At 71.8% G+C, this 24,442-nt stretch carries 24 protein-coding genes and 5 tRNA genes; 20 read left to right on the top strand and 9 right to left on the bottom strand.

Going from position 1 to position 24,442, the window contains the following annotated elements; all coding sequences use genetic code 11:
* The first annotated feature begins 289 nt into the window (after positions 1-289).
* From AB0E91_RS25850 to AB0E91_RS25890, 9 genes are all read left to right on the top strand, one after another.
* Positions 290-472: a hypothetical protein gene (locus AB0E91_RS25850; protein WP_361786481.1), complete on the top strand. Its 183-nt coding sequence runs from the start codon at positions 290-292 to the stop codon at positions 470-472.
* Between the two features lie 413 nt (positions 473-885).
* Positions 886-1,671, top strand: coding sequence for a fumarylacetoacetate hydrolase family protein (locus tag AB0E91_RS25855; RefSeq protein ID WP_361786484.1), 786 nt, complete (start codon positions 886-888; stop codon positions 1,669-1,671).
* Positions 1,655-3,139 (top strand): glutamate--tRNA ligase, encoded by a 1,485-nt coding sequence (gene gltX, locus AB0E91_RS25860; protein WP_361786487.1) that lies wholly within the window; start codon positions 1,655-1,657, stop codon positions 3,137-3,139. The genes AB0E91_RS25855 and gltX overlap by 17 nt, the downstream gene beginning before the upstream one ends.
* Positions 3,140-3,248: 109 nt before the next feature.
* The gene (locus AB0E91_RS25865; RefSeq protein WP_361786490.1) at positions 3,249-3,920 is read left to right on the top strand and encodes a DUF4241 domain-containing protein; all 672 of its coding nucleotides are present in this window, start codon (positions 3,249-3,251) and stop codon (positions 3,918-3,920) included.
* 145 nt (positions 3,921-4,065) lie between these two features.
* Positions 4,066-4,137, top strand: a tRNA-Gln gene (locus tag AB0E91_RS25870).
* A gap of 38 nt (positions 4,138-4,175) precedes the next feature.
* Positions 4,176-4,248, top strand: a tRNA-Glu gene (locus tag AB0E91_RS25875).
* A gap of 28 nt (positions 4,249-4,276) precedes the next feature.
* Positions 4,277-4,349, top strand: a tRNA-Glu gene (locus AB0E91_RS25880).
* Between the two features lie 20 nt (positions 4,350-4,369).
* Positions 4,370-4,441, top strand: a tRNA-Gln gene (locus AB0E91_RS25885).
* Positions 4,442-4,469: 28 nt separating this feature from the next.
* Positions 4,470-4,542: transfer RNA gene (locus AB0E91_RS25890), tRNA-Glu, on the top strand.
* An 80-nt stretch (positions 4,543-4,622) separates the two neighbouring features.
* On the opposite strand, the gene AB0E91_RS25895 is transcribed toward AB0E91_RS25890, so the two are convergent.
* A complete protein-coding gene (locus tag AB0E91_RS25895; protein WP_361786902.1) occupies positions 4,623-5,267 on the bottom strand; it encodes a MerR family transcriptional regulator in 645 nt (214 codons plus the stop codon).
* Positions 5,268-5,412: 145 nt separating this feature from the next.
* Here AB0E91_RS25895 and AB0E91_RS25900 point away from each other — a divergent pair, with 145 nt between their 5' ends.
* On the top strand, positions 5,413-5,913 hold the full coding sequence (locus tag AB0E91_RS25900) for a DUF4188 domain-containing protein (protein WP_361786493.1): 501 nt from the start codon (positions 5,413-5,415) through the stop codon (positions 5,911-5,913).
* Between the two features lie 94 nt (positions 5,914-6,007).
* Here the strand turns inward: AB0E91_RS25900 and ndgR are convergent, their stop codons facing one another.
* Positions 6,008-6,724: an IclR family transcriptional regulator NdgR gene (ndgR, locus tag AB0E91_RS25905; RefSeq protein ID WP_161181508.1), complete on the bottom strand. Its 717-nt coding sequence runs from the start codon at positions 6,722-6,724 to the stop codon at positions 6,008-6,010.
* A gap of 196 nt (positions 6,725-6,920) precedes the next feature.
* On the opposite strand from ndgR, the gene leuC reads away from it, so the two are divergent.
* From leuC to AB0E91_RS25925, 4 genes are all read left to right on the top strand, one after another.
* Complete coding sequence (gene leuC / locus AB0E91_RS25910) at positions 6,921-8,351, top strand: 3-isopropylmalate dehydratase large subunit (RefSeq protein WP_361786496.1); 1,431 nt, start codon at positions 6,921-6,923, stop codon at positions 8,349-8,351.
* Positions 8,352-8,370: 19 nt separating this feature from the next.
* The gene (leuD, locus tag AB0E91_RS25915) at positions 8,371-8,964 is read left to right on the top strand and encodes a 3-isopropylmalate dehydratase small subunit (protein ID WP_361786499.1); all 594 of its coding nucleotides are present in this window, start codon (positions 8,371-8,373) and stop codon (positions 8,962-8,964) included.
* Positions 8,965-9,229: 265 nt separating this feature from the next.
* Complete coding sequence (locus AB0E91_RS25920; protein ID WP_161181511.1) at positions 9,230-9,460, top strand: hypothetical protein; 231 nt, start codon at positions 9,230-9,232, stop codon at positions 9,458-9,460.
* Positions 9,461-9,599: 139 nt separating this feature from the next.
* Positions 9,600-10,223 carry an HU family DNA-binding protein gene (locus tag AB0E91_RS25925; RefSeq protein ID WP_361786502.1) on the top strand — a complete coding sequence of 208 codons (624 nt, stop codon included), beginning with the start codon at positions 9,600-9,602 and terminating at the stop codon, positions 10,221-10,223.
* Between the two features lie 119 nt (positions 10,224-10,342).
* Here AB0E91_RS25925 and AB0E91_RS25930 read toward each other — a convergent pair whose 3' ends face one another.
* Positions 10,343-10,564 carry a hypothetical protein gene (locus AB0E91_RS25930; RefSeq protein ID WP_161181513.1) on the bottom strand — a complete coding sequence of 74 codons (222 nt, stop codon included), beginning with the start codon at positions 10,562-10,564 and terminating at the stop codon, positions 10,343-10,345.
* A 9-nt stretch (positions 10,565-10,573) separates the two neighbouring features.
* Positions 10,574-11,224, bottom strand: coding sequence for a 2-phospho-L-lactate guanylyltransferase (gene cofC / locus AB0E91_RS25935; RefSeq protein ID WP_361786505.1), 651 nt, complete (start codon positions 11,222-11,224; stop codon positions 10,574-10,576).
* A 220-nt stretch (positions 11,225-11,444) separates the two neighbouring features.
* Here cofC and AB0E91_RS25940 point away from each other — a divergent pair, with 220 nt between their 5' ends.
* The 3 genes from AB0E91_RS25940 (at position 11,445) to AB0E91_RS25950 (ending at position 14,498) form a co-directional block, all read left to right on the top strand.
* Positions 11,445-12,260 carry a lysophospholipid acyltransferase family protein gene (locus AB0E91_RS25940; protein WP_361786508.1) on the top strand — a complete coding sequence of 272 codons (816 nt, stop codon included), beginning with the start codon at positions 11,445-11,447 and terminating at the stop codon, positions 12,258-12,260.
* Positions 12,257-13,267, top strand: coding sequence for an NAD(P)H-dependent glycerol-3-phosphate dehydrogenase (locus tag AB0E91_RS25945; protein WP_361786511.1), 1,011 nt, complete (start codon positions 12,257-12,259; stop codon positions 13,265-13,267). The genes AB0E91_RS25940 and AB0E91_RS25945 overlap by 4 nt, the downstream gene beginning before the upstream one ends.
* 70 nt (positions 13,268-13,337) lie before the next feature.
* Complete coding sequence (locus AB0E91_RS25950) at positions 13,338-14,498, top strand: D-alanine--D-alanine ligase family protein (protein ID WP_361105932.1); 1,161 nt, start codon at positions 13,338-13,340, stop codon at positions 14,496-14,498.
* Positions 14,499-14,520: 22 nt separating this feature from the next.
* Here the strand turns inward: AB0E91_RS25950 and AB0E91_RS25955 are convergent, their stop codons facing one another.
* Together AB0E91_RS25955 and AB0E91_RS25960 are read right to left on the bottom strand one after the other, a co-directional pair.
* Positions 14,521-15,039 carry a DUF3515 family protein gene (locus AB0E91_RS25955; RefSeq protein WP_361786516.1) on the bottom strand — a complete coding sequence of 173 codons (519 nt, stop codon included), beginning with the start codon at positions 15,037-15,039 and terminating at the stop codon, positions 14,521-14,523.
* Positions 15,040-15,059: 20 nt separating this feature from the next.
* The gene (locus tag AB0E91_RS25960; RefSeq protein WP_161181519.1) at positions 15,060-15,293 is read right to left on the bottom strand and encodes an Lrp/AsnC ligand binding domain-containing protein; all 234 of its coding nucleotides are present in this window, start codon (positions 15,291-15,293) and stop codon (positions 15,060-15,062) included.
* Between the two features lie 221 nt (positions 15,294-15,514).
* On the opposite strand from AB0E91_RS25960, the gene AB0E91_RS25965 reads away from it, so the two are divergent.
* Positions 15,515-16,480 carry a thiamine-phosphate kinase gene (locus AB0E91_RS25965; RefSeq protein WP_161181520.1) on the top strand — a complete coding sequence of 322 codons (966 nt, stop codon included), beginning with the start codon at positions 15,515-15,517 and terminating at the stop codon, positions 16,478-16,480.
* Positions 16,477-17,277, top strand: coding sequence for a bifunctional hydroxymethylpyrimidine kinase/phosphomethylpyrimidine kinase (gene thiD / locus AB0E91_RS25970; protein ID WP_361786521.1), 801 nt, complete (start codon positions 16,477-16,479; stop codon positions 17,275-17,277). The genes AB0E91_RS25965 and thiD overlap by 4 nt, the downstream gene beginning before the upstream one ends.
* A 101-nt stretch (positions 17,278-17,378) precedes the next feature.
* Here the strand turns inward: thiD and rpmB are convergent, their stop codons facing one another.
* The gene (rpmB, locus tag AB0E91_RS25975; RefSeq protein ID WP_009190838.1) at positions 17,379-17,564 is read right to left on the bottom strand and encodes a 50S ribosomal protein L28; all 186 of its coding nucleotides are present in this window, start codon (positions 17,562-17,564) and stop codon (positions 17,379-17,381) included.
* Positions 17,565-17,824: 260 nt separating this feature from the next.
* On the opposite strand from rpmB, the gene AB0E91_RS25980 reads away from it, so the two are divergent.
* Positions 17,825-19,525: a DAK2 domain-containing protein gene (locus AB0E91_RS25980; RefSeq protein WP_361786524.1), complete on the top strand. Its 1,701-nt coding sequence runs from the start codon at positions 17,825-17,827 to the stop codon at positions 19,523-19,525.
* Between the two features lie 24 nt (positions 19,526-19,549).
* On the opposite strand, the gene AB0E91_RS25985 is transcribed toward AB0E91_RS25980, so the two are convergent.
* Both AB0E91_RS25985 and AB0E91_RS25990 read right to left on the bottom strand, forming a co-directional pair.
* Positions 19,550-22,477 (bottom strand): tetratricopeptide repeat protein, encoded by a 2,928-nt coding sequence (locus tag AB0E91_RS25985; protein WP_361786905.1) that lies wholly within the window; start codon positions 22,475-22,477, stop codon positions 19,550-19,552.
* 38 nt (positions 22,478-22,515) lie between these two features.
* Positions 22,516-24,345, bottom strand: coding sequence for an HSP90 family protein (locus AB0E91_RS25990; RefSeq protein ID WP_361786908.1), 1,830 nt, complete (start codon positions 24,343-24,345; stop codon positions 22,516-22,518).
* Positions 24,346-24,442: the final 97 nt, after the last annotated feature.

Genomic DNA, 24,442 nt, shown 5'->3' on the forward strand with positions numbered 1-24,442 from the left:
CCCGCAAAGCGGGCGCATCCCGGCGAACCGCCGAGGGCCGACGGGTGTCCCAGTCGCCATGATCAGGAGCGGAATGGTGGCTTCAGATCACCAATGTCCGTTTTGGCATGCCGAATTGACGGTCGGAATTGACCGTTTTGTTCGCGAGTAAGTGAGCAAACTCACACGCGATTCATGCGTGGTTCACGGCAGTGGCGGCGAATCGCATGTTTAGCCTGACGCTTTACAGGATGAGCGGCTCTGCCCACCCGGCCGCCCCCCCACGACACGAGGCCACAGGAAGACAACGGTGAAGACGACTCAGATGTTCCAGAAGACCGCCAACCCGCGCCGCACGACGCTGGCGCACCTGGAGGACGCCACCGAGCTGTGGGCCCCGGAGCCGCAGGAGCACGCCGGCGAGCTGCCCGCGAGCACCGCCAACCCCCGGCGCACCATCCTCATGGAGCTGCCCGCCTCCGTCGGCGTCTGACGGGAAGCCGCGGACCGCGCACTGAGCGCGGCCGGGAAGACCACGCACAGCCGTGTTCTTCCCGGCCGCGCTCAGTCATTTCCGGGCACCTCCCCGGGAGGAGGGCACGGCCCCGAAAACCGTTAATCCCGCACCCCTGGTCCCGCGCGGTATTTTCCCCGCCGCCGACCGGAAAAGCCACGGAATTTCCCCGCGGCCCGGCCGCTCGCCCCCGCCCCCGCCGGGTACGGCCCGGCAGGGCGCCCCCGCGAGGCCCCGGAGCCGTCCCGGCCCGGCGAATTCGCAATTCCCCCGGTCCGGTATTCGGCGCCGATAAACTCCACCGCCGCGGACCATCGGCGAACACCGCGCCGCCGGAGCGGTTAACCTGGGACGACAGTACGCCGGTTCTCAATGAGAGGCGCAGGAATCCCGTGCGCATCGCCAGGTTCTCCATCGACGGGAACGTAGCCTTCGGCGCGGTCGAGGGCGACAAGCAGGACGAGCTGGTCCTCGACATCATCAAGGGCATCCCGTTCGCCGACCACGAGCTGTCCGGGACCAAGGTCCCGCTGAGCAAGGTCAGGCTGCTCCCGCCGGTGCTCCCCAACAAGGTCGTGGCCTTCGGCCGCAACTACGCCGAGCACGCGAAGGAACTGGGCCACGAGGTGCCCGACGTCCCCTTCGCCTTCCTCAAGCCGTCCACCTCGGTGATCGGCCCGGGCGACGACATCCAGTACCCGCCGTTCACCGAGGACCTCCAGTACGAGGCCGAGCTGGCCGTCGTCATCGGCCGCATGTGCCGCGAGGTGCCCCGCGAGCGCGTCAAGGACGTCATCCTCGGTTACACGTGCGCCAACGACCTCACCGCCCGCGACGTGCAGCGCCGCGAGAAGCAGTGGGCCCGCGCCAAGGGCTTCGACACCGCCTGCCCGCTCGGTCCGTGGATCGAGACGGACATGGACCTCGCGCGCGCCAACGACCTCACCGTGCAGCTCACCGTGAACGGCGAACAGCGCCAGCTCGGCCGCACCAGCGAGATGATCCGTCCCATCGAGGACCTGATCGTCAACATCTCCGAGGCGATGACCCTGCTCCCCGGCGACGTCATTCTTACCGGCACCCCCGCGGGCGTCGGACCCCTGAACGTCGGCGACGAGGTCGCCGTCACCATCGAAGGCATCGGCACTCTCACCAACAAGGTTGTCAAGCGTGGCTAGCGCACCTGTACGCGTCCGTTTCTGTCCCTCGCCCACCGGTAACCCCCACGTCGGCCTGGTGCGCACCGCCCTGTTCAACTGGGCCTTCGCCCGGCACAACGAGGGCACCCTGGTCTTCCGCATCGAGGACACCGACGCGGCCCGCGACTCCGAGGAGTCGTACAACCAGCTCCTCGACGCGATGCGCTGGCTCGGCTTCGACTGGGACGAGGGCCCCGAGGTCGGCGGCCCGCACGCGCCGTACCGCCAGTCGCAGCGGATGGACATCTACAAGGACGTCGCCCAGAAGCTGCTCGACGGCGGCTACGCCTATTACTGCTACTGCTCCCAGGACGAGCTGGACACCCGCCGCGAGGCCGCCCGCGCCGCCGGCAAGCCCTCCGGCTACGACGGCCACTGCCGCGAGCTGAGCGACGCGCAGGCCGAGGAGTACAAGGCGCAGGGCCGCGAGCCGATCGTCCGCTTCCGGATGCCGGACGAGACGATCACCTTCGACGACCTGGTCCGCGGCGAGATCACCTACCTCCCCGAGAACGTCCCGGACTACGGCATCGTGCGCGCCAACGGCGCCCCGCTGTACACGCTGGTGAACCCGGTCGACGACGCGCTGATGGACATCACCCACGTCCTGCGCGGCGAGGACCTGCTCTCCTCCACCCCGCGCCAGATCGCCCTGTACAAGGCGCTGATGGAGCTGGGCATCGCGCAGCGGATCCCGGCCTTCGGCCACCTGCCGTACGTGATGGGCGAGGGCAACAAGAAGCTCTCCAAGCGCGACCCGGAGTCGTCCCTCAACCTCTACCGCGAGCGCGGCTTCCTGCCCGAGGGTCTGCTCAACTACCTTTCCCTGCTGGGCTGGTCGTTCTCGGCGGACCAGGACATCTTCTCGATCGAGGAGATGGTCGCGGCCTTCGAGATCTCGGACGTGAACCCCAACCCGGCGCGCTTCGACCTGAAGAAGTGCGAGGCGATCAACGCCGACCACATCCGCATGCTCGACGTGAAGGACTTCACCGAGCGCTGCGCGCCGTGGCTGAAGGCCCCGTTCGCCCCCTGGGCGCCGGAGGACTTCGACGAGGCCAAGTGGCAGGCGATCGCCCCGCACGCGCAGACGCGTCTGAAGGTGCTCTCCGAGATCACCGACAACGTCGACTTCCTCTTCCTCCCCGAGCCGGTCTTCGACGAGGCGAGCTGGACCAAGGCGATGAAGGAGGGCTCCGACGCCCTCCTGGGCACCGCCCGCGAGAAGCTGGAGTCCGCGGACTGGACGTCGGCCGAGTCGCTGAAGGAGGCCGTCCTGGCCGCCGGTGAGGCCCACGGCCTCAAGCTCGGCAAGGCCCAGGCCCCGGTCCGCGTGGCTGTCACCGGCCGCACGGTCGGCCTGCCGCTGTTCGAGTCCCTGGAGGTCCTGGGCAAGGACACCACGCTGGCCCGTATCGACGCGGCGCTGGCGAAGCTCGCCGCGTAACGCACGCCACACCCTGCGAGGGGCGGCACCCGGTCACCGGGTGCCGCCCCTTCGTTGTCGGTGGCGGGGCCTACGCTGCGGGAAACCGACCCCGAGGAAAGGCGCCGTCATGCCGATGTCCGCTCGCGACCACACCTGGCTGTTCACTCCGGGAAGCTCGTTCACGTACGAGGCGTCCGGGTCGGTCGGCGTGATCCACGTCGTGGACGGCGGGGAGCTGTCGCTGCCCACCGGCCGTGTGATCGCCTGCGACCCGTTCGTGTACCTGGGCAGCGGCGACATCGAGCCGTTCACGGTCACGGTCGAGCCGGGCCGCTACCGCGTCGAGACGGCCGTGGCGACCCTCACCCGGCCCGGCGAGGAGCCCTCGGACACCCCGCACCACCGGGTGGCCGCGGCGCGCCTCGTCATACGCGACGAGCCGGCCGCCGACTGGGAACTCGCCCTGCTGCCCGACCAGGACCCCGCCGAACTCGGCGACGACGAGTTCTACGGCTACGGCGTGGACGCCGGCACCGGCTGCTTCTACGACGCGTCCGCCGACGGAGCCTTCCCGGAGTGCGAGGGCGACGAGGGGCCGCTCTGGGACGCCTTGGAGGACGGCAAGTGGGCCCCCAGGCCCCACCGGATCACGTCCACCGAGGGCGGCCACGACCTGATCGCCTTCACCTCCGGCTGGGGCGACGGCGCCTACCCCACCTGGATCGGCCGCAACGCCGACGGCGAGGTCACCTGCTTCCTCACGGACTTCTTCGTGGCCCCGGACCCGAGCGAAGGCTGAGCCGCGCAGGCCCCTGGGGATACCCGTTTTGGAGCCCCGTCCACCTTCGGGTAATGTTCTTCCTGCGCCGAGGGGAACAGGCCGAAAGGCCGGGCCCCAAGCGCACAAACTAGAACAAGATCCCCTTCCAGGGCTTGCGTTCCAGTGGCCTATGGTGTAATTGGCAGCACGACTGATTCTGGTTCAGTTAGTCTTGGTTCGAGTCCAGGTAGGCCAGCTCGCAGAGCTCATCTGCACCGCGGATCACATCCGCAAGCCCCCGTTGTGTAGCGGCCTAGCACGCTGCCCTCTCAAGGCAGTAGCGCCGGTTCGAATCCGGTCGGGGGTACTGGTTCCGATCACTCGGAATCGCTAGGGCCCCCGTTGTGTAGCGGCCTAGCACGCCGCCCTCTCAAGGCGGTAGCGCCGGTTCGAATCCGGTCGGGGGTACGACTGGTCTAAACCATCATTGGTCTATGGTGTAATTGGCAGCACGACTGATTCTGGTTCAGTTAGTCTTGGTTCGAGTCCAGGTAGACCAGCTCGGACCTGCGGAAACGCAGTGTCCAGGCCCCCGTTGTGTAGCGGCCTAGCACGCCGCCCTCTCAAGGCGGTAGCGCCGGTTCGAATCCGGTCGGGGGTACGCAGTTCGAAGGCCCTCCACTTCGGTGGAGGGCCTTCGACGTGTACGAGGACCCCACGGGGAGGGTCTCGCGGGCGCCGTCACTTCCCCGTGAACCGGCGCCGCGACTCCTCCGCCTCGGCCAGCCGCCGCAGGCTCAGCAGCACCGGCTCGTACAGCACGGTGAGCGCCACCGCCGCCTCCACCTGCTCGTCCGCCGAACCGCCGTAGCGCTCCACCAGGTCCAGATCGGAGCCGGCGATTTCGCCCATCGCCCGGCCGTACGGCTCCAAGTCCTCGACGGCGCAGGGGTATCCGAGCCGGGTGAGCGCCGCGATCGCGCCCACCAGCATCCCGTAGGCGGGCGCCTCGGCGAGGCCTTCGCCGTGACCCCAGCCGAGTCGGCGCACCAGTTCGCCGGCGCGCCGCGCCGCCTCGGCCGCCACCGGGTCGTCCGCGGCGGGTGCGGGGCCGTGGGGGAGCGCCCAGACGGCGGTTCCCAGGCGCTCGTTGTGGTCGAGGCCCTCGTCCTGCAGTGCGGCGAGCACCTCGCGGGCCGAGGACACCGTGATGCCGCCCACCTGGATGAGTGCCCGCACCAGACGCAGTCGGCGCAGATGCTCCTCGTCGTACTCGGCCTGGGTCGCCGTGACCCGGCGTCCGGCCGGGAGCAGCCCCTCGCGCAGGTAGTACTTGATCGTGGCCGTGGAGACCCCGCTGCGCTCGCTCAGCTCCGCCAGTCGCATATCCGCCTCGCCCTCGTGCTTCCTCTTGCGTCCTTCATTGGAGAGTGTCACTATCCAAGCATGGATAGTTCAGCTATCCAAAGCGTGCACGGCAGGAAGAACAGGCGAAGGACAGGCGAGACACCGACAGGGAGTGGGGGACGTCATGAGCGAGCCGATCGAGGGGCGTGTGACCGCCGCGGCGGAGGACGAGATCGTCGTCTTCCTCATCGGGCTGCGGATCAACAGCTTCGCCGCGCTGCGGAGTTGGGTGCCCTCGGCGCGCGCGATGCGGCCGATGATCAAAGAGCTGGCGCGCGAGAAGGAGAACGGACTGCTGGGATACCAGGCCCTGCTGGGCCTTCCGCGGGTGGTGTACGTCGTGCAGTACTGGGAGTCCAAGGAGAAGCTGCTCGCCTACGCGTCGGCGCCGGACAAGGAACACCGGCCCGCGTGGGGCGAGTTCAACCGGCGGCTGAGGCAGGGGAGGGGCAAGGTCGGCATCTGGCACGAGACGTACGTCGTGCCGGCCGGGTCCTACGAGTCCGTGTACGTGAACATGCCCGCCTTCGGGCTGGGCGCGGCCACGGGTGTCGTGCCGGTCGGGCGGCGGGGCGAGCGTGCGGCCGAGCGGCTCGGCCTGAAGCGGGAGTCGTCGGCGCCGTGAGTGGTGTCCGGTGCGGGGAAGGCCTGCCGCGGCGTTGAGGCGGCCCTCCCCGGCCGGATCCGGTGGAGAAGGTGGAGAAGGTGGAGGGAAACGGTCAGCCCGCGCGCCGCAGCGCCTCCGAGAGGCGGGCGGCGGCGTCGATGACCGCCTGGGCGTGCATACGGCCGGGGTGGCGGGTCAGGCGCTCGATCGGTCCGGAGACCGAGACGGCGGCCACCACGCGGTTGGAGGGGCCCCGCACCGGCGCCGAGACCGAGGCGACGCCCGGCTCCCGCTCGCCGATGGACTGGGCCCAGCCGCGCCGCCGTACGCCCGACAGGGCCGTCGCCGTGAAGCGGGCGCCCTGGAGGCCGCGGTGCAGCCGCTCCGGCTCCTCCCAGGCCATCAGGATCTGCGCCGAGGAGCCGGCCTTCATCGTGAGCGTCGAGCCCACCGGCACCGTGTCCCGCAGTCCGGACAGCCGCTCGGCGGCCGCCACACAGATCCGCATGTCGCCCTGGCGCCGGTAGAGCTGCGCGCTCTCGCCCGTCACGTCCCGCAGATGCGTGAGCACCGGGCCCGCCGTCGCCAGGAGGCGGTCCTCACCGGCCGCCGCGGCCAGTTCTGAAAGGCGCGGGCCGAGGATGAACCGGCCCTGCATGTCCCGCGCCACCAGCCGGTGATGTTCCAGGGCCACGGCCAGCCGGTGGGCCGTGGGCCGTGCCAGTCCGGTGGCCCCGACCAGACCCGCGAGGGTGGCCGGACCGGACTCCAGGGCGCTCAGGACAAGGGCCGCCTTGTCCAGAACGCCGACGCCGCTACTGTTGTCCATGAAACGATACTCCCGTCTCACTCTGTGAAACGCAAGTTCAATTTTCTCCGGAACGCGCCACCCTTGAAGCACACGGTGGCCCGCGCACGGCGGGCCCGGTGCCGGACGCCCGTACGCCGTCGAGATCACGGCGCGGGCGCCGCTTCCTCAGGATCTAGATGCGTCGGCGGGACCGTGGCCGGCCGGAGGGAAAGCGATGGGTAGGACACTCGCGGAGAAGGTCTGGGACGACCACGTCGTCCGGCGCGCCGAGGGCGAGCCCGACCTCCTCTACATCGATCTGCACCTGCTGCACGAGGTGACCAGCCCGCAGGCCTTCGACGGACTGCGCAAGGACGGCCGTCGGGTGCGCCGTCTCGACCTCACCATCGCGACCGAGGACCACAACACCCCGACCCTGGACATCGACAAGCCCATCGCCGACCCGGTCTCCCGGGCCCAGCTGGAGACGCTGCGCAAGAACTGCGCGGAGTTCGGCGTCCGGCTGCACCCGCTCGGCGACGTCGAGCAGGGCGTCGTCCACGTCGTGGGACCGCAGCTGGGCCTGACCCAGCCCGGCACCACCGTCGTCTGCGGCGACTCGCACACCTCCACGCACGGCGCGTTCGGCGCGCTCGCGTTCGGCATCGGCACCTCCCAGGTCGAGCACGTGCTGGCCACCCAGACGCTGCCGATGGCCCGCCCGAAGACCATGGCCATCACCGTCGAGGGCGAACTGCCCGACGGCGTCACGGCCAAGGACCTGATCCTCGCGATCATCGCCCGCATCGGCACCGGCGGCGGCCAGGGCTACGTCCTGGAATACCGGGGCCCGGCCATCGAGAAGCTCTCGATGGAGGCGCGGATGACCATCTGCAACATGTCCATCGAGGCGGGCGCCCGCGCGGGCATGATCGCCCCCGACGAGACCACCTTCGCCTATCTGAAGGGCCGCGCCCACGCCCCCGAGGGCGCCGACTGGGACGCGGCGGTGGAGTACTGGAAGACCCTGCGCACCGACGACGACGCGGTCTTCGACGCCGAGGTCGTCATCGACGCCGCGGAACTCTCCCCGTTCGTCACCTGGGGCACCAACCCCGGCCAGGGCGCGCCCCTTTCGGCACACGTCCCCGATCCGGCTTCGTACGAAGACGCATCGGAGCGGCACGCCGCCGAAAGGGCCCTGGAATACATGGGGTTGGCGGCCGGACAGCCGCTGCGCGACATCCGCGTCGACACCGTCTTCGTAGGCTCCTGCACCAACGGCCGCATCGAGGACCTGCGCTCGGTCGCCGAGATCCTGCAAGGCCGCAAAGTCGCCGACGGCGTACGGATGCTGGTCGTCCCCGGCTCCGCGCGGGTCGGTCTCCAGGCCGTCTCCGAGGGACTGGACGTGGTCTTCAAGGAGGCCGGTGCCGAATGGCGGTACGCGGGCTGCTCGATGTGTCTCGGCATGAACCCCGACCAGCTGGCCCCGGGCGAGCGTTCCGCGTCCACCTCCAACCGCAACTTCGAGGGCAGGCAGGGCAAGGGCGGCCGTACGCACCTGGTCTCGCCGCAGGTCGCCGCCGCCACCGCCGTCCTCGGCCATCTGGCCTCGCCCGCCGACCTGTCCGACGCCACCGCGCCCGCCGGCGCCGGAGTCTGAGAACCGGAGCCCGAACACCATGGAAGCCTTCACCACCCACACCGGCCGGGCCGTACCGCTGCGCCGGAGCAACGTCGACACCGACCAGATCATCCCGGCGCACTGGCTCAAGAAGGTCACCCGCGACGGCTTCGAGGACGGCCTCTTCGAGGCGTGGCGCAAGGACCCCTCCTTCGTCCTCAACCGCCCCGAGCGGCAGGGCGCCACGGTTCTGGTCGCCGGTCCCGACTTCGGCACCGGCTCCTCCCGCGAGCACGCGGTCTGGGCGCTGCAGAACTACGGCTTCAAGACCGTGATCTCCGCCCGCTTCGCCGACATCTTCCGGGGCAACTCGCTGAAGAACGGCCTGCTCACGGTGGTGCTCGACCAGAAGGTCGTGGACGCGCTGTGGGAGCTCACCGAGAGCGACCCCGAGGCCGCGATCACCGTCGACCTCGAAGCCCGCGAAGTGCGCGCCGAGGGCGTCACCGCCTCCTTCGAGCTGGACGAGAACTCCCGCTGGCGGCTGCTGAACGGCCTCGACGACATCTCCCTCACCCTGCGGAACGAGGACGACATCGCCGCCTACGAGGCGGAGCGTCCCGCCTTCAAGCCCCGAACCCTGCGGGGCTGATCCGGAGCCGTCCGGCAAGACAGGTTTCGGCCACCTCAACGGCCCCTCTGTACCCCCGATCACCACGATTGGGGGTACAGCCATGTCCGGCTCCTGACGTCCGTGGGACGACCATTGCGGGCCTCCAACTCCCTTTCATATGCGCGTAGTTGCAGGTCAGGAAGCCCGCCGGAACCGGGTCCGGGAAGGGCCCCGGCGCGGCGCGCGGAGGCGGCAGTTGCCCCCTGCGCAGGCGACAACTCGCCCCAGATGGCACAATCTGTGCATGGAACGCGACGGCCAACTCGAGCTCTATGCGGCGGTCGCGGACCGGCTCAAGGAAGCGCACACAACTGTGCGCGCACTGCAAGTCCCGGAGGGCGTACGGATGGCGCTGACCCGGAAGCTGCTGGTCATCACGGCCATGGCCAAACACGATCTCGCCGGTGCGGCAAGGCGGCTGGAGCGGTTCACCGAAGACCTCGACGCGGGCCGAGTGCCCGAAGAGGACAACTGAACTCTCCGGAGAAAACGCCGATTCCGTTGCGGCACAAGGGTGAGAAGCCCGTTTCGTGTTTGATTTGCGGTATATATCTGCCTAACGTGCGAAAAAGCTTGAACACTTTCGTTCTGGCGATGTCTCCGAAGGGGAAGACGTGAACAAGGCGCAGCTCGTAGAAGCGATTGCCGACAAGGTGGGGGGCCGCCAGCAGGCCGCCGATGCTGTCGACGCGGTCCTGGACGCCATCGTCCGCGCCGTCGTCGCGGGCGACCGGGTCTCGGTCACCGGCTTCGGGTCCTTCGAGAAGGTGGACCGCCCCGCCCGCTACGCCCGTAACCCGCAGACCGGCGAGCGGGTCCGGGTGAAGAAGACCTCCGTGCCGCGCTTCCGCGCCGGTCAGGGTTTCAAGGATCTGGTGAGCGGTTCGAAGAAGCTGCCGCGCGGTGGCGAGGTCGCCGTGAAGAAGGCGCCCAAGGGCAGCCTCAGCGGCGGTGCTTCCGCGACGGTGAAGAAGGCCGTGGCGAAGAAGACCACCAAGGCCGCCGCCGCGAAGAAGGCCACCGCCAAGAAGGCGGCCCCGGCCAAGACGACGGCCGCCGCGAAGAAGACCGCGGCGAAGAAGGCGCCCGCCAAGAAGGCCACGGCGACCGCCAAGACCGCCGCGGCGAAGAAGACCACCGCCAAGAAGGCCCCGGCGAAGAAGGTCACCGCGAAGAAGGCGCCCGCCAAGAAGTCGACGGCGCGCAAGACCGCCGCCAAGAAGGCCACCGCCCGCTAGGCACCGCCTCCGCCGGACAGGCAAGGACACCCGAGGGCGCTCAACACGCCGGGCCGGACTCCCACCGGGAGTCCGGCCCGCGGTGTGTCCACAGGGAAATTCAGAACGTCCAGGGAAATTCAGAACGTCTGGAGCGTCACCAGTGTGATCCGGCGCTCCCCGGGCGCCCCCTCGGCGCCCTCGGCCGTCGCGGTCTCGATCCGCACCCGCTGACCGGGCCGCAGCAGCCGCAGCCCGCCCGCGTCGAACGCCGCCGCGTCGAAGGGCAGCGGCGTGCCGTCGTCCAGCAGCACCTGGCCGCTGCGGGTTTCGGGGTCGTACGTGTAAGCGGTCGCCTGCATGACGGCAGCCTACTGTCCGGGCGCGGGCACCGCCGAGGGCCGCAGGGCCGCCGACGCGGCCGTGTACGGGCCCACCCCGAGCGTCAGCGCGGCCCGCAGATCCTCGCCGGTGTCCACGTCCTGCCGTACCGAGTCCACGTCCGCGAGCAGCAGTTCCACCGCTCCCGAGGCGCGGTGCCGGTCGCGGGAGGCGCCGCCGAAGGCGGGCTGCAGGGCGTGGCCGGGCGTCGCCGTGAGCAGGGTGGTGCCGATCCCGGCCGCGTCCGCGAGGAACGCACGCGGGAAGGCGGCGGCCGCCTCCAGCACCCGGGCCAGTTCCGCGGGGCGCAGCGCGGGCAGATCGGCGTTGAGCGCGGCGACGGCGGCATCGGCCGCCGCGGCGCGCACGGCGGCGGCACCGTGCGCCAGCGCGGCGTTCAGACCGCCCCCCGGCGCGTCCGGGACGATCCGCGCCCCCAGCGCCGCCAGTTCCCGGCCGGCCACCGCGTCGTCCGTGACGACCGCCACACCGTTCACTCCCGCACACGCCAGCACCGCCGCCACCGTGTCCCGCGCGAACGCCAGAACCAGACCGGAGCGCACCCCGTCGGGGACGGTGGCCGCGAGCCTGCTCTTGGCCTGCGCCAAGGGTTTCAGGGGGATCACCAAGGTCCACTGCACCGGCGTACCGTCCCTCTCTCGTCGCGATCATTGTCACCCGCGGACCCCGGCGTCTTCCGTCCGGCCGGTTTTGGAGTAATGCTGTGAAGCCCCGTCCGGGGGCGGTGCGTACTGACGTGCGGGCGTACGGTGTTCTCGACAGACCGGCGGCCTCAAGTGAAACTTGTGCGACCACCGGCCGAGATGAAGGCCCTCAGAGGCCCTGGAGGAAGGTGTCCGCGTGTCCCGCCGCAGAATCGGCTTCTGGTACCGCTTCGCCGCGGTGATCTGCAAACCGCCACTGGCGGTTTTGATCAAGCGTGACTGGCGCGGAATGGAGCACATTCCGGCCGAGGGCGGATTTATCACCGCGGTGAACCACAATTCACACGTCGACCCCTTCGCGTACGCGCACTATCAGTACAACACCGGCCGGGTTCCGCGATTCCTCGCGAAGAGCGGCCTTTTCAAGAAGGGATTCGTCGGAGCCGCGATGCGCGGCACCGGGCAGATCCCCGTTTACCGCGAGAGCACCGACGCGCTGAGCGCTTTCCGGGCCGCGATCGACGCCGTGGAGCGCGGCGAGTGCGTCGCCTTCTACCCCGAGGGCACCCTCACCCGCGACCCCGACGGCTGGCCCATGACCGCCAAGACCGGTGCGGCCCGCGTCGCCCTGCAGACCAAGTGCCCGGTCGTGCCCGTCGCGCAGTGGGGCTGCAACGAACTCCTGCCTCCCTACGCGAAGAAGCCGAACCTCTTCCCGCGCAAGACCCATCACGTCCTGGCCGGGCCGCCCGTCGACCTCTCCCGTTTCTACGACCGGGAGATGACTGCCGAGCTGCTCAAGGAGGCGACCGAGGTCATCATGGCCGCCGTCACCCGCCAGCTGGAGGAGATCCGCGGCGAGAAGGCACCCGCCACGCCCTACGACCCGCGTCGCGAGCGGATCGAGCAGCGCCGCAGGACCCGTGCCCAGTCCGCCACCGGGACGCCGGCCGTGAAGGAGCCCGCTCCCACCGCCGAGACCGCCGGTACCGAAGGGGGGACCGGCAAGTGAGCAAGCCCGTCCGCGCCGCCGTCATGGGCACCGGCTCGTGGGGCACCGCCTTCGCGATGGTGCTCGCCGACGCGGGCTGCGAGGTGACCCTGTGGGCCCGCCGCCCCGAGGTGGCCGAGGTGGTCAACTCCACGCGCGCCAACCCCGACTACCTCCCCGGCGTCGAACTCCCCGAGAACCTGCGCGCCACCCCGGACGCCGCCGAGGCCCTGCGGGACGCGGACTTCACCGTCCTGACGATCCCCTCCCAGACGCTGCGCGCCAACCTCGCCGAGTGGGCCCCGCTGCTCGCCCCGCACACCGTCGTCGTCTCCCTGATGAAGGGCGTCGAACTCGGCTCCGCCATGCGGATGAGCGAGGTCGTCGAGGACGTCGCGAAGATCCCGGCCGAGCGCGTCGCGGTCGTCACCGGACCCAACCTCGCCCGTGAGGTGGCCGCGCGGATGCCGGCCGCCGCCGTGGTCGCCTGCACCGACGAGTCCGTGGCCCGGCGGCTCCAGGCGGCCTGCCACACGCCGTACTTCCGGCCGTACACCAACACCGACGTGATCGGCTGCGAACTCGGCGGCGCGGTCAAGAACGTGATCGGGCTCGCGGTCGGCATCGCCGACGGCATGGGCCTCGGTGACAACGCCAAGGGCTCGCTCATCACGCGCGGCCTCGCCGAGACCACCCGGCTCGGCATGGCGCTCGGCGCCGATCCGCTCACCTTCTCCGGACTCGCCGGGCTCGGCGACCTGGTGGCCACCTGCTCCTCGCCGCTGTCGCGCAACCACACCTTCGGCACCAACCTCGGCAAGGGCATGACGCTCCAGGAGACCATCGCGGTCACCAAGCAGACCGCCGAGGGCGTCAAGTCCTGTGAGTCCGTACTGGATCTGGCGCGCAGGCACGGTGTCGAGATGCCGATCACCGAGACGGTGGTGGACATCGTGCACGAGGGCAAGCCGCCGGTGGTCGCCCTCAAGGAGCTGATGTCGCGCAGCGCGAAGCCCGAACGACACTGAGCGACACCGCGCCCGGAGCCCCCGGTCGACGCTGTCGCGAAGGTGTACCAACGGGTACGCTCATCGCGATATGAGCACCGAGAACCTCCCCCAGAGCCCCGAGCCGCAGCAGTCGCGCAAGCCGCGTGTGGCCGTCGTCTTCGGCGGCCGCAGCTCCGAACACGGGATCTCCACGGTCACCGCCGGCGCCGTCCTCGGTGCCGTCGACCGGACCAAGTACGACGTCCTGCCCATTGGCATCACCCGGGACGGCCGCTGGGTGCTGACGGCCGACGAGCCGGAGCGCATGGCCATCGCCGACCGGCGTACCCCCGAGGTCGCGGACGTGGCCGAGTCCGGCGAGGGCGGTGTGGTGCTCCCCGTCGACCCCGCGAACCGCGAGGTCGTCTACAGCGAGCCCGGCGCGGTGCCGAAGGCGCTCGGCGAGGTCGACGTGGTCTTCCCGGTGCTGCACGGCCCCTATGGCGAGGACGGCACCCTGCAGGGTCTCCTTGAGCTGTCCGGTGTGCCGTACGTCGGCTGCGGTGTGCTCGCCTCGGCCGTCGGCCAGGACAAGGAGTACATGAAGCGGGTGTTCACCTCCTTCGGGCTCAAGGTCGGCCCGTACGTGGTGATCCGGCCCCGCGAGTGGGAGCGGGACGAGTCCGCCGCCCGCAAGAAGATCGTGGACTTCGCGGGCGAGCACGGCTGGCCGCTGTTCGTGAAGCCCGCCCGCGCGGGTTCTTCCATCGGCATCACCAAGGTCGACGGCCTGGCCGGTCTGGACGAGGCGATCGCGGAGGCCCAGCGGCACGACCCGAAGATCATCGTGGAGGCCGCGCTGAGCGGCCGCGAGATCGAGTGCGGCGTCCTGGAGTTCGAGGACGGACCGCGCGCCTCCGTACCGGCCGAGATCCCGCCGCCGAGCGCGCACGCGTACTACGACTTCGACGCCAAGTACATCGACTCCACGCCCGGTGTCGTCCCGGCCCCGCTCACCGACGAGGAGACCGCCGAGGTCCAGCGGCTCGCGGTGGAGGCGTTCGACGCGGCCGCCTGTGAGGGCCTGGTCCGTGCGGACTTCTTCCTCACCGACGAGGGCGAGTTCGTCATCAACGAGATCAACACCCTGCCCGGCTTCACGCCGATCTCGATGTACCCCAAGATGTGGGAGGCCTCCGGCATCTCCTACCCGGAGCTGGTGGACCGGTTGATCCAGGCGGCGCTGCGGCGCTCGACCGGGCTGCGCTAGTCCGGGCTCCGCTGGTCCGGGCTCAGTGCCGCATGGAGGCGATCCCCTCGGGGATCGCCTTCTTCACGGACGGGGCCAGGGCGACGAGCGCCGGGGTGGCGTCGTCCGGGCCGGCGAGGCCGCGCAGGGTCAGCTGCACGTAGGCCAGGCGGTTGGCCGTGGTGAAACGCCAGACGCCGTCGCCCTGTTTCTCCATGAGCCAGTCCACGCCGTCGACCCCGCCCGCGATCGCGTCGGGGTCGTTTCCCTGGGCCACCTTCGGGTCGATCATCTTCGGCGGCCGGACCACCCCGCAGCGCAGTATGATCGCCGAGCCTCCCCAGCCCGCCGTGTACACGGACCGGGGACCGGGGTCGCTGCGGCGCTTGCCGTCCACCTTCCCGGGCAGCACCTCGTGCAGCTTCCGGCACAGGGGGGCGGTCCTCGCGTCGGGGCGGGGAGCCTCGACCGAACCGCCGTCGTGCGCCGGGGAGCAGCCCGCGACCGCGATCAGCAGCGCGGGCGCGAGCAGGCCGAGGGGCCGGTGACGGAAGAAGTTCACCGGCCAAGGGTAGACGGGGGCTACAGATGGACGACGGGGCAGGTCAGGGTGCGCGTGATGCCGTCCACTTGCTGGACCTTCGCGACCACCATCCGACCCAGCTCGTCGACGGTGTCGGCCTGTGCGCGCACGATGACGTCGTACGGCCCCGTGACGTCCTCGGCCCGGATCACTCCGGGAATCTTGCCGATCGTCTCGGCGACGGTCGACGCCTTGCCGACCTCCGTCTGGATCAGGATGTACGCCTGTACCACGGAACCTCCAGGGTGCGGCCACGAGGATCATGTGGGGGAAAGGAACGCCACGGTATCGCGTCGCCGGTCCCCGCGGGGAGACCTCCGCGACCGGGTCCGCGTGCCGGGGTGCGAGCGGGACGAAAGTTGACGGCCGGCGTCCCAGGGAGGGCCGCCCGGGCCGTATCGGGGACACTGAAGACGCGACCGGGCACGGACAGGCAGAGAAGGGGCTTGACGGCATGAAGGGCACAGTGGGTGAGCTAGGTGAGTTCGGGCTCATCCGGGAGCTGACCTCCCGCCTCACCACCACCCCGGCGGTCCGGGTCGGCCCCGGTGACGACGCCGCGGTGGTCGCCGCTCCGGACCGCCGGGTGGTGGCGAGCACCGACATACTGCTGGAGGGCCGGCACTTCCGCCGCGACTGGTCCACGGCCTACGACGTCGGCCGCAAGGCCGCCGCGCAGAACCTGGCGGACATCGCCGCGATGGGCGCCGTGCCGACCGCGCTGCTGCTCGGCCTGGTCGTCCCGGCCGAACTGCCGGTCACCTGGCCCAGCGAGCTGATGGACGGCCTGCGCGACGAGTGCCGGGTCGCCGGGGCCTCCGTGGTCGGCGGGGACGTCGTACGCGGGGACACGATCATGGTGTCGATCACCGCGCTCGGCGATCTGCGCAACCAGGAGCCGGTCACCCGCGCGGGCGCGCAGCCCGGCGACCTGGTGGCCGTCACCGGCTGGCTCGGCTGGTCCGCCGCCGGGTTCGCGGTGCTCTCCCGGGGCTTCCGCTCGCCGCGCGCGTTCGTGGAGGCGCACCGGCGCCCCGAGCCGCCGTACCACGCGGGTCCGGCCGCCGCCGCGCTCGGCGCGACCGCGATGTGCGACGTGAGCGACGGGCTGATCGCGGACCTCGGGCACATCGCCGAGGCCAGCAAGGTCCGTATCGACATCCGCTCCGGCGCGATCGACATCCCGACCCAGATGAACGACATCGGTCAGGCCGTCGGCGTGGACCCGCTCCAGTGGGTGCTGACCGGGGGAGAGGACCACGCGATCGTGGCCACCTTCCCGCCGGACGCCAAGCTGCCCGCCCGCTGGAAGATCATCGGCGAGGTCCTCAACCCCTCGGCGCTGCCCCAGGTGACCGTGGACGGGGCGCCCTGGACGAACAAGGGCGGCTGGGACCACTTCGGAGACGTGGAGTCGTGAGCGGGTCCCGGGTGCCGCCGCGCGTGCTGACCGTCGCGGGCTCGGACTCCGGCGGAGGCGCCGGGATCCAGGCCGACCTGAAGACGATGCTGGCGCTCGGCGTGCACGGCATGAGTGTGATCACGGCCGTGACGGCACAGAACTCGCTCGGCGTGCAGGGCGCCTGGGAACTGCCGGTGGAGGCGGTGCGGGCGCAGTACCGCAGCGTGGTCGACGACATCGGCGTCCAGGCCGTGAAGACCGGGATGCTGGCCTCGGCGGAACTGGTCGAGGCGGTCGCGGAGTTGATCTCCGGCACGGACGCGCCCGCCGTGGTGGACCCGGTGGGCGTCTCCAAGCACGGCGACCCGCTGCTGGCCGCCTCCGCCCTGGACTCCGTGCGCGAGCGGTTGCTCCCGGTGGCCACCGTGGCCACCCCGAACCTGGACGAAGTGGCGCAACTCACAGGAATCCGGGCCGAGTCGGAGGGCGATCTGCGCCGGGCGGCCGACGCGGTGCTGGAGTTCGGGCCGCGCTGGGTGTTGATCAAGGGCGGTCATCTGGCCGGGGACGCCGTGGATCTGCTCACGGACGGCTCCGAGGAGTACTGGCTGCGTGCTCCACGTCACGACAACCGGCACACCCACGGCACGGGTTGCACGCTCGCCTCCGCCCTCGCCTCCGGGCTGGCCAAGGGGCTCTCGGTGCCGGACGCCGCCATGGCGGCCAAGGAGTACGTCACCGGGGCGATCGAGGCCGGGTTCGCGCTGGGCGCGGGCATCGGGCCGGTCGACCACGGCTGGCGCTTCCGGAACTGAAACGCCCGTACGGACGCCGTACGGGCAAAGCGAAGAGCCGGCCCACCCGAAGGTGGACCGGCTCGACGCAGCAACCGACTATGGTCGCGCGCTGCAATTCGTCAGCGCGAGACCTTGCCGGCCTTGATGCACGAGGTGCAAGCGTTCACGCGCTTCGGCGTCCCGCCGACCACGGTACGGACGCGCTGGATGTTCGGGTTCCAGCGACGGGACGTACGGCGGTGCGAAAACGAGATGTTGTTGCCGAAGCCCGGCCCCTTGCCGCAGACGTCGCAGTTGGCAGCCACGGGTCACTCCAAAGACTTCAGATGCACTTACGGTTGATCCCGGCAGGCCGGGATCGAGACCCGGAGGTCCGAGATCTTGAGTGGCGTTGCCAGGGGGAATGGCCCGATCGAGATCGGGCAACCGAAGCAGCATACATCGGCTGCTTCCGTACAACGAAACTACCACGGCCCCGGGGGAGGCCCGCTCCCGGCCTTGATCCAGGACACCCCGGCGCGGGGTCTACGCTGCGACCCACGGTCGGCCAGTCAGGGAGGCGCAGGTGGCGCAGGTGCCGCTGACATTCCTCGATGCTCTCGCGGTGCGCACCTGGTGCGGTGGGGCGCTGCGGGCGCTCGGACGCGCGCGCGAGGAGATCGACGCGATCAACGTCTATCCCGTCGCCGACGGGGACACCGGCACCAACCTCTACCTGACCATGGAGTCGGCCGCCGCCGCCGTGGAGGCGGTCTTCGCCGGGTACGAGACCGGCGCCGGGCGCCCCTCGCTCGCGGACACCGGGCAGCCCTCGCTCGCCGACGCCGTGCGCGCGATGGCCCACGGCGCGCTCATCGGGGCGCGCGGCAACTCCGGGACGATCCTGGCGCAGCTGCTGCGCGGGATGTCCCAGGTGCTCGCGGCGAGTGACGGCGACACCGCCCGCATCGACGGCGCCCGGCTGCTGCTGGCCCTGCGGCACGCCGCCGACTCGGCCCACGAGGCGGTGGCCCACCCGGTCGAGGGCACGGTGCTGACGGTCGCCTCGGCGGCCGCCGACGCCGCCGAGCGGGCCGGGGACGACTGCGGGGCCGTCGCCCGGGCCGCCCACGAGGGCGCGCGGACCGCCCTGGCCGAGACCCCGCGCCAGCTCGCGGTGCTGGGGCGGGCCGGGGTCGTGGACGCGGGCGGACGCGGTCTGGTGGCGGTGCTCGGGGCGCTGGTGGAGGCGGTCACGGGGGAGGCGGTCGAGGAGACCGCCGTCGCTCCCGCTCTCCCTGCCGCTCCCGCTCCCGCTCCTGCCTCCGCCTCGGGCGGGACGTGCCCCGAGAGCGCGGTGCCCGGCGGGCCCGCCTACGAGGTCATCTACCTGCTGGAGGCCGGTGACGCGGCCGTGGCCCGGCTGCGCGAGCGGCTCGACGCCCTCGGGGACTCCCTCGTGGTGGTCGGCGGGGACGGGCTGTGGAACGTCCATGTGCACGTCGACGACGCCGGGGCCGCCGTGGAGGCGGGCGTGGAGGCCGGGCGGCCGTACCGGATCAGGATCACCCACTTCGCGGCCGGTGACGTGCACACCGGCGGCGAGCGGCCCGCGCGCGAGCGCGTCCAGCGGGCCGTCGTGGCCGTCGTACCGGGGGAGGGGCTGGCCGGGCTGTACGCCGAGGCCGGGGCCACCACCGTCCTCGCCCGGCCCGGGGAGCCGCCCGCGAGCGGGGAGCTGACCGAGGCGCTGCGGCGCGCGCACGCCCGCGAGGTGGTGCTGCTGCCGAACGACGCCGAGCTGCGCCACACCGCCGCCGCGGCCGCCGAGCAGGCCCGCGCCGAGGGGATCAGGGTGGCCCTCATCCCGACCCGCTCGGCGGTGCAGGGCATCGCCGCGCTCGCCGTGCACGAACCCGACCGCCGCTTCGACGAGGACGTGGTCCAGATGACCTCGGCGGCGGGCGCCACCCGGCACGCCGAGGTCGTCGTCGCCGAGCGCCAGTCCTGGACCACGGCCGGCATCTGCCAGGCGGGCGACGTCCTGGGCCTGATCGACGGCGACGTGGCGGTCATCGGCCCCGACCTCACGGCCACCGCCGAGACGGTCCTCGACCGGATGCTCCAGGCGGGCGGCGAGCTGGTCACCCTGGTCGTCGGCGACGAGACCCCGGAGGAGGTCGCCGACCGCCTGGAGTCCCGGGTCCGCGAGTCCTACCTGGCCGTGGACACGGTGGTGTACCGGGGCGGCAGGCAGGGGTCGCTGCTGCTGATCGGCGTGGAGTAGGGCCCCAGACCGTGGAGTAGAGCCTCAGGCTTCCGCGGGCGGCTCGGGCAGGTGGCCGAGGAGGTCCGCGGCCTCCGTGCGGCGGGCGTGGGCCACCTCGTCCGTGTCGTCGGCGTCGGCGTAGAGCGCGAGGACGGTACGGGCGCGGGCCTGGGCGCCGTCCTGGTGACCGAGGTCGAACTCCAGTCTTCCGGCGGCCAGTTCGGCGCTCGTGCGGCTGTGGAGGCCGTCGGGGCCGAGCGTCGCGAAGGCCGTCGCCGCCTGCTCCATCTGTTCCAGCACCCCGGCCAACGCGCCCTGGACCGCGTCCTCTTCGGCCGCCTCGGACGCAAGACGGAACAGCAGGTCGCCGAACTGGCGGTGGGTGTGGCCCAGTTCGGCGGTGAGTTCCGCGTGCTCCACGGGGTCGGCCGCGTTCTCCAGTGCCTCCCCGCACTCGCCGACCGCCTCCGCCATCAGCCGCCGCGCGTCCTCGGCCCGGTCCTCCTCGCCCGCCGCCAGCCACGCACGGGCGCGCAGCGAGCGGACCAGGAAGCGGACGTTGCCCAACTGCCGCCACAGCTCGGCCGCTTGCACATAGGCGCGGTCGGCCTCGGCCGGCAGACCGGCGTGGCCCAGGGACTCGCCCGCGAGGTGTGCCAGCGTGGCGTGGTCCTGCTGCTCGGGCCAGTGCCGGGCGATCTCGGCCGCGAGCAGCCGCTGTTCGGCCGCCGCCCGGTGCTCACCCAGCTCGCTCAGACAGTCCCCGAGCCACCAGCGGGTCTGCACCACCGTGCCGTCCCCATGCCGCTCCACCGACAGCTCGGCGAGCGCCGACTCCAGCACCTCCGCCGCCTCCGCACAGCGCCCCTGGCGCAGCAGGGCGCCGCCCAGCAGATGCCGGGCCCAGGCGCCGAGCGTGCCGCTCTCGCCCGCCTCGTCCGCCCAGTGCGCGGCGTCCAGCGCGTGCCCGGCCGCCTCCTCGGCCGCACCCCGGCCGCCGGTCACCTCGGCCAGCTGGAGGTGCAGCTGCGCCCGCGCGACCGGTTCGAGGTACGGCCCGCCGTGCACGAGGGCGTCCCGCAGCGCCTCCTCGGTCTCGTCCGCCCGCCCCAGCCGGTGCGCCAGCGCCGCGACGCGCACGTCGTACTCCGGCGTGAACCACGGCAGCCCGGCGGCCACGAACGCCCCGGTGGCCTGCCGGAACAGCGTCACCGCCTGCTCCAGATCACCGCTCAGCTCGGCGAGCTCGGCCAGCATCGCGTGCGCCTCGGCGGCGCGGGCGGCCATCCGCACGTCGTCTCCGGTGTGCCCGTCGACCAGCGCCAGGATCTCCCGTACGTGCCGTACGACGGCCTCCGCGGCGTCGGGATCGGGCCGCGCCTCCTGGCCGGGCTCGTGGGCGTCCCCCAGGACGGCCGCGCCGCCGTGCACCGCGCGCATCAGCACCCGCGCCCGGCTCAGCAGCACCGAGGCCGTCTGCCGTACTCCGGTGCCGTCCTCGGCGTACAGCGCGAGCGCCCGGTCGTACAGCTCCCCGGTCGCGGCCAGGGCCGGTTCGACGTCGCCGGTGAGGGCGCGGATGTAGGCCGCCCTGCCCCGGGCGGCCAGGGCCTCGCCGGGGTCGCCCGCCTCCAGGTACAGCTCCGCCGCCCGTTCGAAGAGCGCGACGCCCTCCGGGCCCCGGTCCATCGCCTCGTGGTCCGCGATCTCCGCCCGGTCGCGGGCGTCCAGCTCCACGCCCTCGGCGGCCCGCGCGACCGCCGCCCACGCCTCGGTCGCGTGCGGCCGCAGGCCGTCCGACAGGCGCCGCGCCTCCGCGAGCAGCGCGGGCAGCCCCGCCGGGTCGGGTACGGCGGGAGCCTCGGGCGGCGCGGCCACCGGCGCCGGAGCGGCCCGTACCGTCCGCACGCCCAGCGGCAGCCGGTCCACCAGCGGCTCCTGCGCCATGCGCGCCCGGGCCTGGTCGCCCACGTGCGCGGTGCCGTTGCGGGCGTCGAAGCGCCCGGCCAGCTCCAGCGCCTCGGCCCGCGCCCACCCGGCCAGCTCCCGCGCGGTCCAGGTCCGCCCGGCGGGCCCCGGCACCTGCCGCTCGCCGAGACCGAGCCCGGTCAGCCGGTCCATCAGCAGCGTCACCACCGCCAGGAAGTCCAGCAGGCTGCGCGGATGCCCGGTGTCCGTGAAGTACGCGGGCCGCTGCGCGAGCAGCTCCAGACCGCGCGCCTCGTTGCCGGTCAGCGCGCAGAACTCCACATGGTCCGCGTAGGCGTCCCGCATGCTCTCCATCGGCCGCACCAGCCGGAAACCCCGCAGATGATGGGCGCGCGCCTCGTCCAGGCGGCCGAGCCGCACCAGCGGCAGCAGCGAGGACCCCAGCACCTGGTGCGGCTCGTGCGCACAGCTGAACTCGCCCTCCAGCACCGGGCGCCACAGCTCCAACGCCTCCGCGTCCCGGCCCAGTTCGGACTGCCACACCCCCTGCCCGTGCAGCTCACAGGCGTGACAGTCCGCCATCGAGTCCCGGTCGGCCGCCAGCCACGCGGCGTACGCCCGCTCCGCCCGCGCCCGGTCACCGACATGCGCGGCCACACTGAACTCCGCGCTGCGCACGGCACGTTCGGAGTGCCCGGCGATCCGGTACCGGTCCTCCATCTCGCCCAGCCACGTCTCCACCGACGCCAGCGGGATGTGCGGCTGGCCCAGCATCCCCGCCGACATCCACTTGAACACCCAGTGCAGCGAGTGCGCCTCGTACGCGTCGAAGTCCTCCGGGCGTTCGTCCCACATCCGCAGCAGCCGCGCGAAGGGCACGAACATGCGGTCCTTCTCGGAGCTGTAGTTGTAGACGTTCAACTGGTGGCCCAGCGCCTCGATCACCGCGAGCGGAATACCCAACTTCTCCGCCTCGGTGAGCAGTTCCTCCGCGCGTGCGTTGCGCGCCGGGCCCTCGGGGCGCTCGGCGTTCTCCGCCATGGCCCGGCGCAGCGCGTCGAAGTCCCCGATCGCGTCCGTCACTTGCCTTCCTCCCCATGGGTCGCCCACTCCAGCAGCCCGATGAACGCCCGGTTCAGCAGCGCCGAGTCGGCGGGCCTGAGCGGCCGCCGCGCCATCAGCAGCGCCTGCCCGTACAGCGACTCCGTCGCGGTGCCGATCAGCTCCGCGTCCCCCAGCGAACCGATGCGCCGGATCAGCGGGTTGAGATGGTTCAGCACCAGCCGGGCCCGCGGCGCGCTCCCGCGCAGCGAACCCAGGATGCCCGCCCACAGCTCGTCCGCCCGCTCCTCCGCCTCCGCCCGCGCCTGCTCGTGCCGTGCCGCCCGGTCGTCCAGATGCAGCGCGGGCACCGACAGCGGATGGAACGCGCGCAGCACCACGTCACAGCCCAGCGGGTCCAGCTTCGCCCGCGCCGCCGCCAGGAACCCCGACAGCGCCAGCTCCTCCGCCGGATCGACGGTGTCCAGATGCGCGGTCACGGTGTCCGGGTCCAGCTCCGCGACCACCGTCCCGGGCCGCACCGACGGCAGCGCCTCCACCAGCTCGCTGTCGTAGGTGTAACCGCCGTTGATCACACCGATCCCCTGCGCGGAGGCGATCGCCGCGACCTGCCGGTACTCCTCCACCGTCCGCGTGAAGTGCACCACCGGGTGCCGCTGGGCGAACTCCTCCAGCGACAGCCGGCCGTCCGTCGTCTCGAACGGCAGCCAGGGCAGCATGATCCGCAGCAGCTCGGCGTCGTGCCGCGCCAGCGACTTCACGCCCAGGTGATGCACCGCGAGGAACGCGCTCAGCCGCTCCGGATCGCCCGCCGCGAGCCCGGTCAGCCAGCCCCGGATGCGCTCGCCCAGCGCCTCCCGCACGGCGGCCAGCGTCTCGTCCTCGTACAGCGCCTCGCGCGAGGCCGTCGGCCGCAGACTGTCGGTGTCCAGCACACAGCGCACGAAGAACGCCCAGTCGGGCAGCAGCTGTTCGGCCCGCTCGGTCAGCAGCATCCCCTTCAGATGCACCCGGTGCGTGGCCCGCTGCGCGGGACTCACCGCCGAGGGCAGCACATACGCCACCCCGCGCACCCCGGCCAGCGGCACGTCCAGCGTGATCGAGTCCAGCGGAGTGAAGCCGAACAGCTCGTGGCAGTGCCGGGCCAGCCCCGCCCGCCGCTCGGCCGGGCTCGGCCACGCGCGGTCCCAGGGCGCGGGCAGCTCCGTGACCGGCTCGTCCTCGACCCGGACGTCGTACGGCAGCAGCGAGCCGAAGTCCCGGGCCAGGGCCCGCACCCGCTCCGGCGACAGCCACTCGGCCGCGCCCGCCCGCGCCATGAGGTGCACGGTGGTGCCCGGCTCGGTCCGCGCGGAGTCGTCCAGCGTGCGCACGGTGTACGACCCGTCGTCGCGCGCCGTCCACTCCACCGGCGCCGCCTCCGGATCGAGCGCGCTGCGGCTGACCACGCGGACCCGCTCGGCCACCACGAAACAGGCCAGCAGCCCGATGCCGAACTGCCCGAGGAACCCGGACCGGGCCTCCTGGAGCCCCTCGGCCCGCTTGGAACTGCGCCCGATCGTCGCGAGCAGACTGTGCACGTCCGGCTCGGTGAGCCCGACGCCGCTGTCCTCGATCCGCAGGCCGCCCGCGCCGTCGGCGTACAGCCGTACGGTCGCCGGGGCAGCGGGGTCGTGCTCCCGGCGGGCGGTGACGGCGTCCACGGCGTTCTGCAGCAGCTCGCGCAGATAGACCTTGGGGCTGGAGTAGAGGTGATGGGAGAGCAGGTCCACCAGACCACGCAGGTCGACCTGGAACGTATGGGGCGACTGGGAAGCCTGGGATGACTGTGAGGTCTGGGAGTCCATCGTCACGGCGCCGGTGGGGGGAACGCTGTCCGGCGCGGGGTCGGGCGGTCCGGGTGGGGCGGTGACCGCAGGGGGATGGCTGTGGCGCGCCATCCTA

The sequence above is a fragment of the Streptomyces sp. NPDC026659 genome, from assembly GCF_040638245.1.
Classification (GTDB): Bacteria; Actinomycetota; Actinomycetes; order Streptomycetales; family Streptomycetaceae; genus Streptomyces.

Excerpts from the sequence above, each read along its gene's own strand:
- AB0E91_RS25865 (WP_361786490.1), top strand. The coding sequence starts at position 3,249 with ATGCCGATGTCCGCTCGCGACCACACCTGGCTGTTCACTCCGGGAAGC.
- AB0E91_RS25895 (WP_361786902.1), bottom strand. The coding sequence starts at position 5,267 with ATGCGACTGGCGGAGCTGAGCGAGCGCAGCGGGGTCTCCACGGCCACG.
- AB0E91_RS25900 (WP_361786493.1), top strand. The coding sequence starts at position 5,413 with ATGAGCGAGCCGATCGAGGGGCGTGTGACCGCCGCGGCGGAGGACGAG.
- ndgR (WP_161181508.1), bottom strand. The coding sequence starts at position 6,724 with ATGGACAACAGTAGCGGCGTCGGCGTTCTGGACAAGGCGGCCCTTGTC.
- leuC (WP_361786496.1), top strand. The coding sequence starts at position 6,921 with ATGGGTAGGACACTCGCGGAGAAGGTCTGGGACGACCACGTCGTCCGG.
- leuD (WP_361786499.1), top strand. The coding sequence starts at position 8,371 with ATGGAAGCCTTCACCACCCACACCGGCCGGGCCGTACCGCTGCGCCGG.
- AB0E91_RS25920 (WP_161181511.1), top strand. The coding sequence starts at position 9,230 with ATGGAACGCGACGGCCAACTCGAGCTCTATGCGGCGGTCGCGGACCGG.
- AB0E91_RS25930 (WP_161181513.1), bottom strand. The coding sequence starts at position 10,564 with ATGCAGGCGACCGCTTACACGTACGACCCCGAAACCCGCAGCGGCCAG.
- AB0E91_RS25950 (WP_361105932.1), top strand. The coding sequence starts at position 13,338 with ATGAGCACCGAGAACCTCCCCCAGAGCCCCGAGCCGCAGCAGTCGCGC.
- AB0E91_RS25965 (WP_161181520.1), top strand. The coding sequence starts at position 15,515 with ATGAAGGGCACAGTGGGTGAGCTAGGTGAGTTCGGGCTCATCCGGGAG.
- AB0E91_RS25985 (WP_361786905.1), bottom strand. The coding sequence starts at position 22,477 with ATGGCGGAGAACGCCGAGCGCCCCGAGGGCCCGGCGCGCAACGCACGC.
- AB0E91_RS25990 (WP_361786908.1), bottom strand. The coding sequence starts at position 24,345 with ATGGACTCCCAGACCTCACAGTCATCCCAGGCTTCCCAGTCGCCCCAT.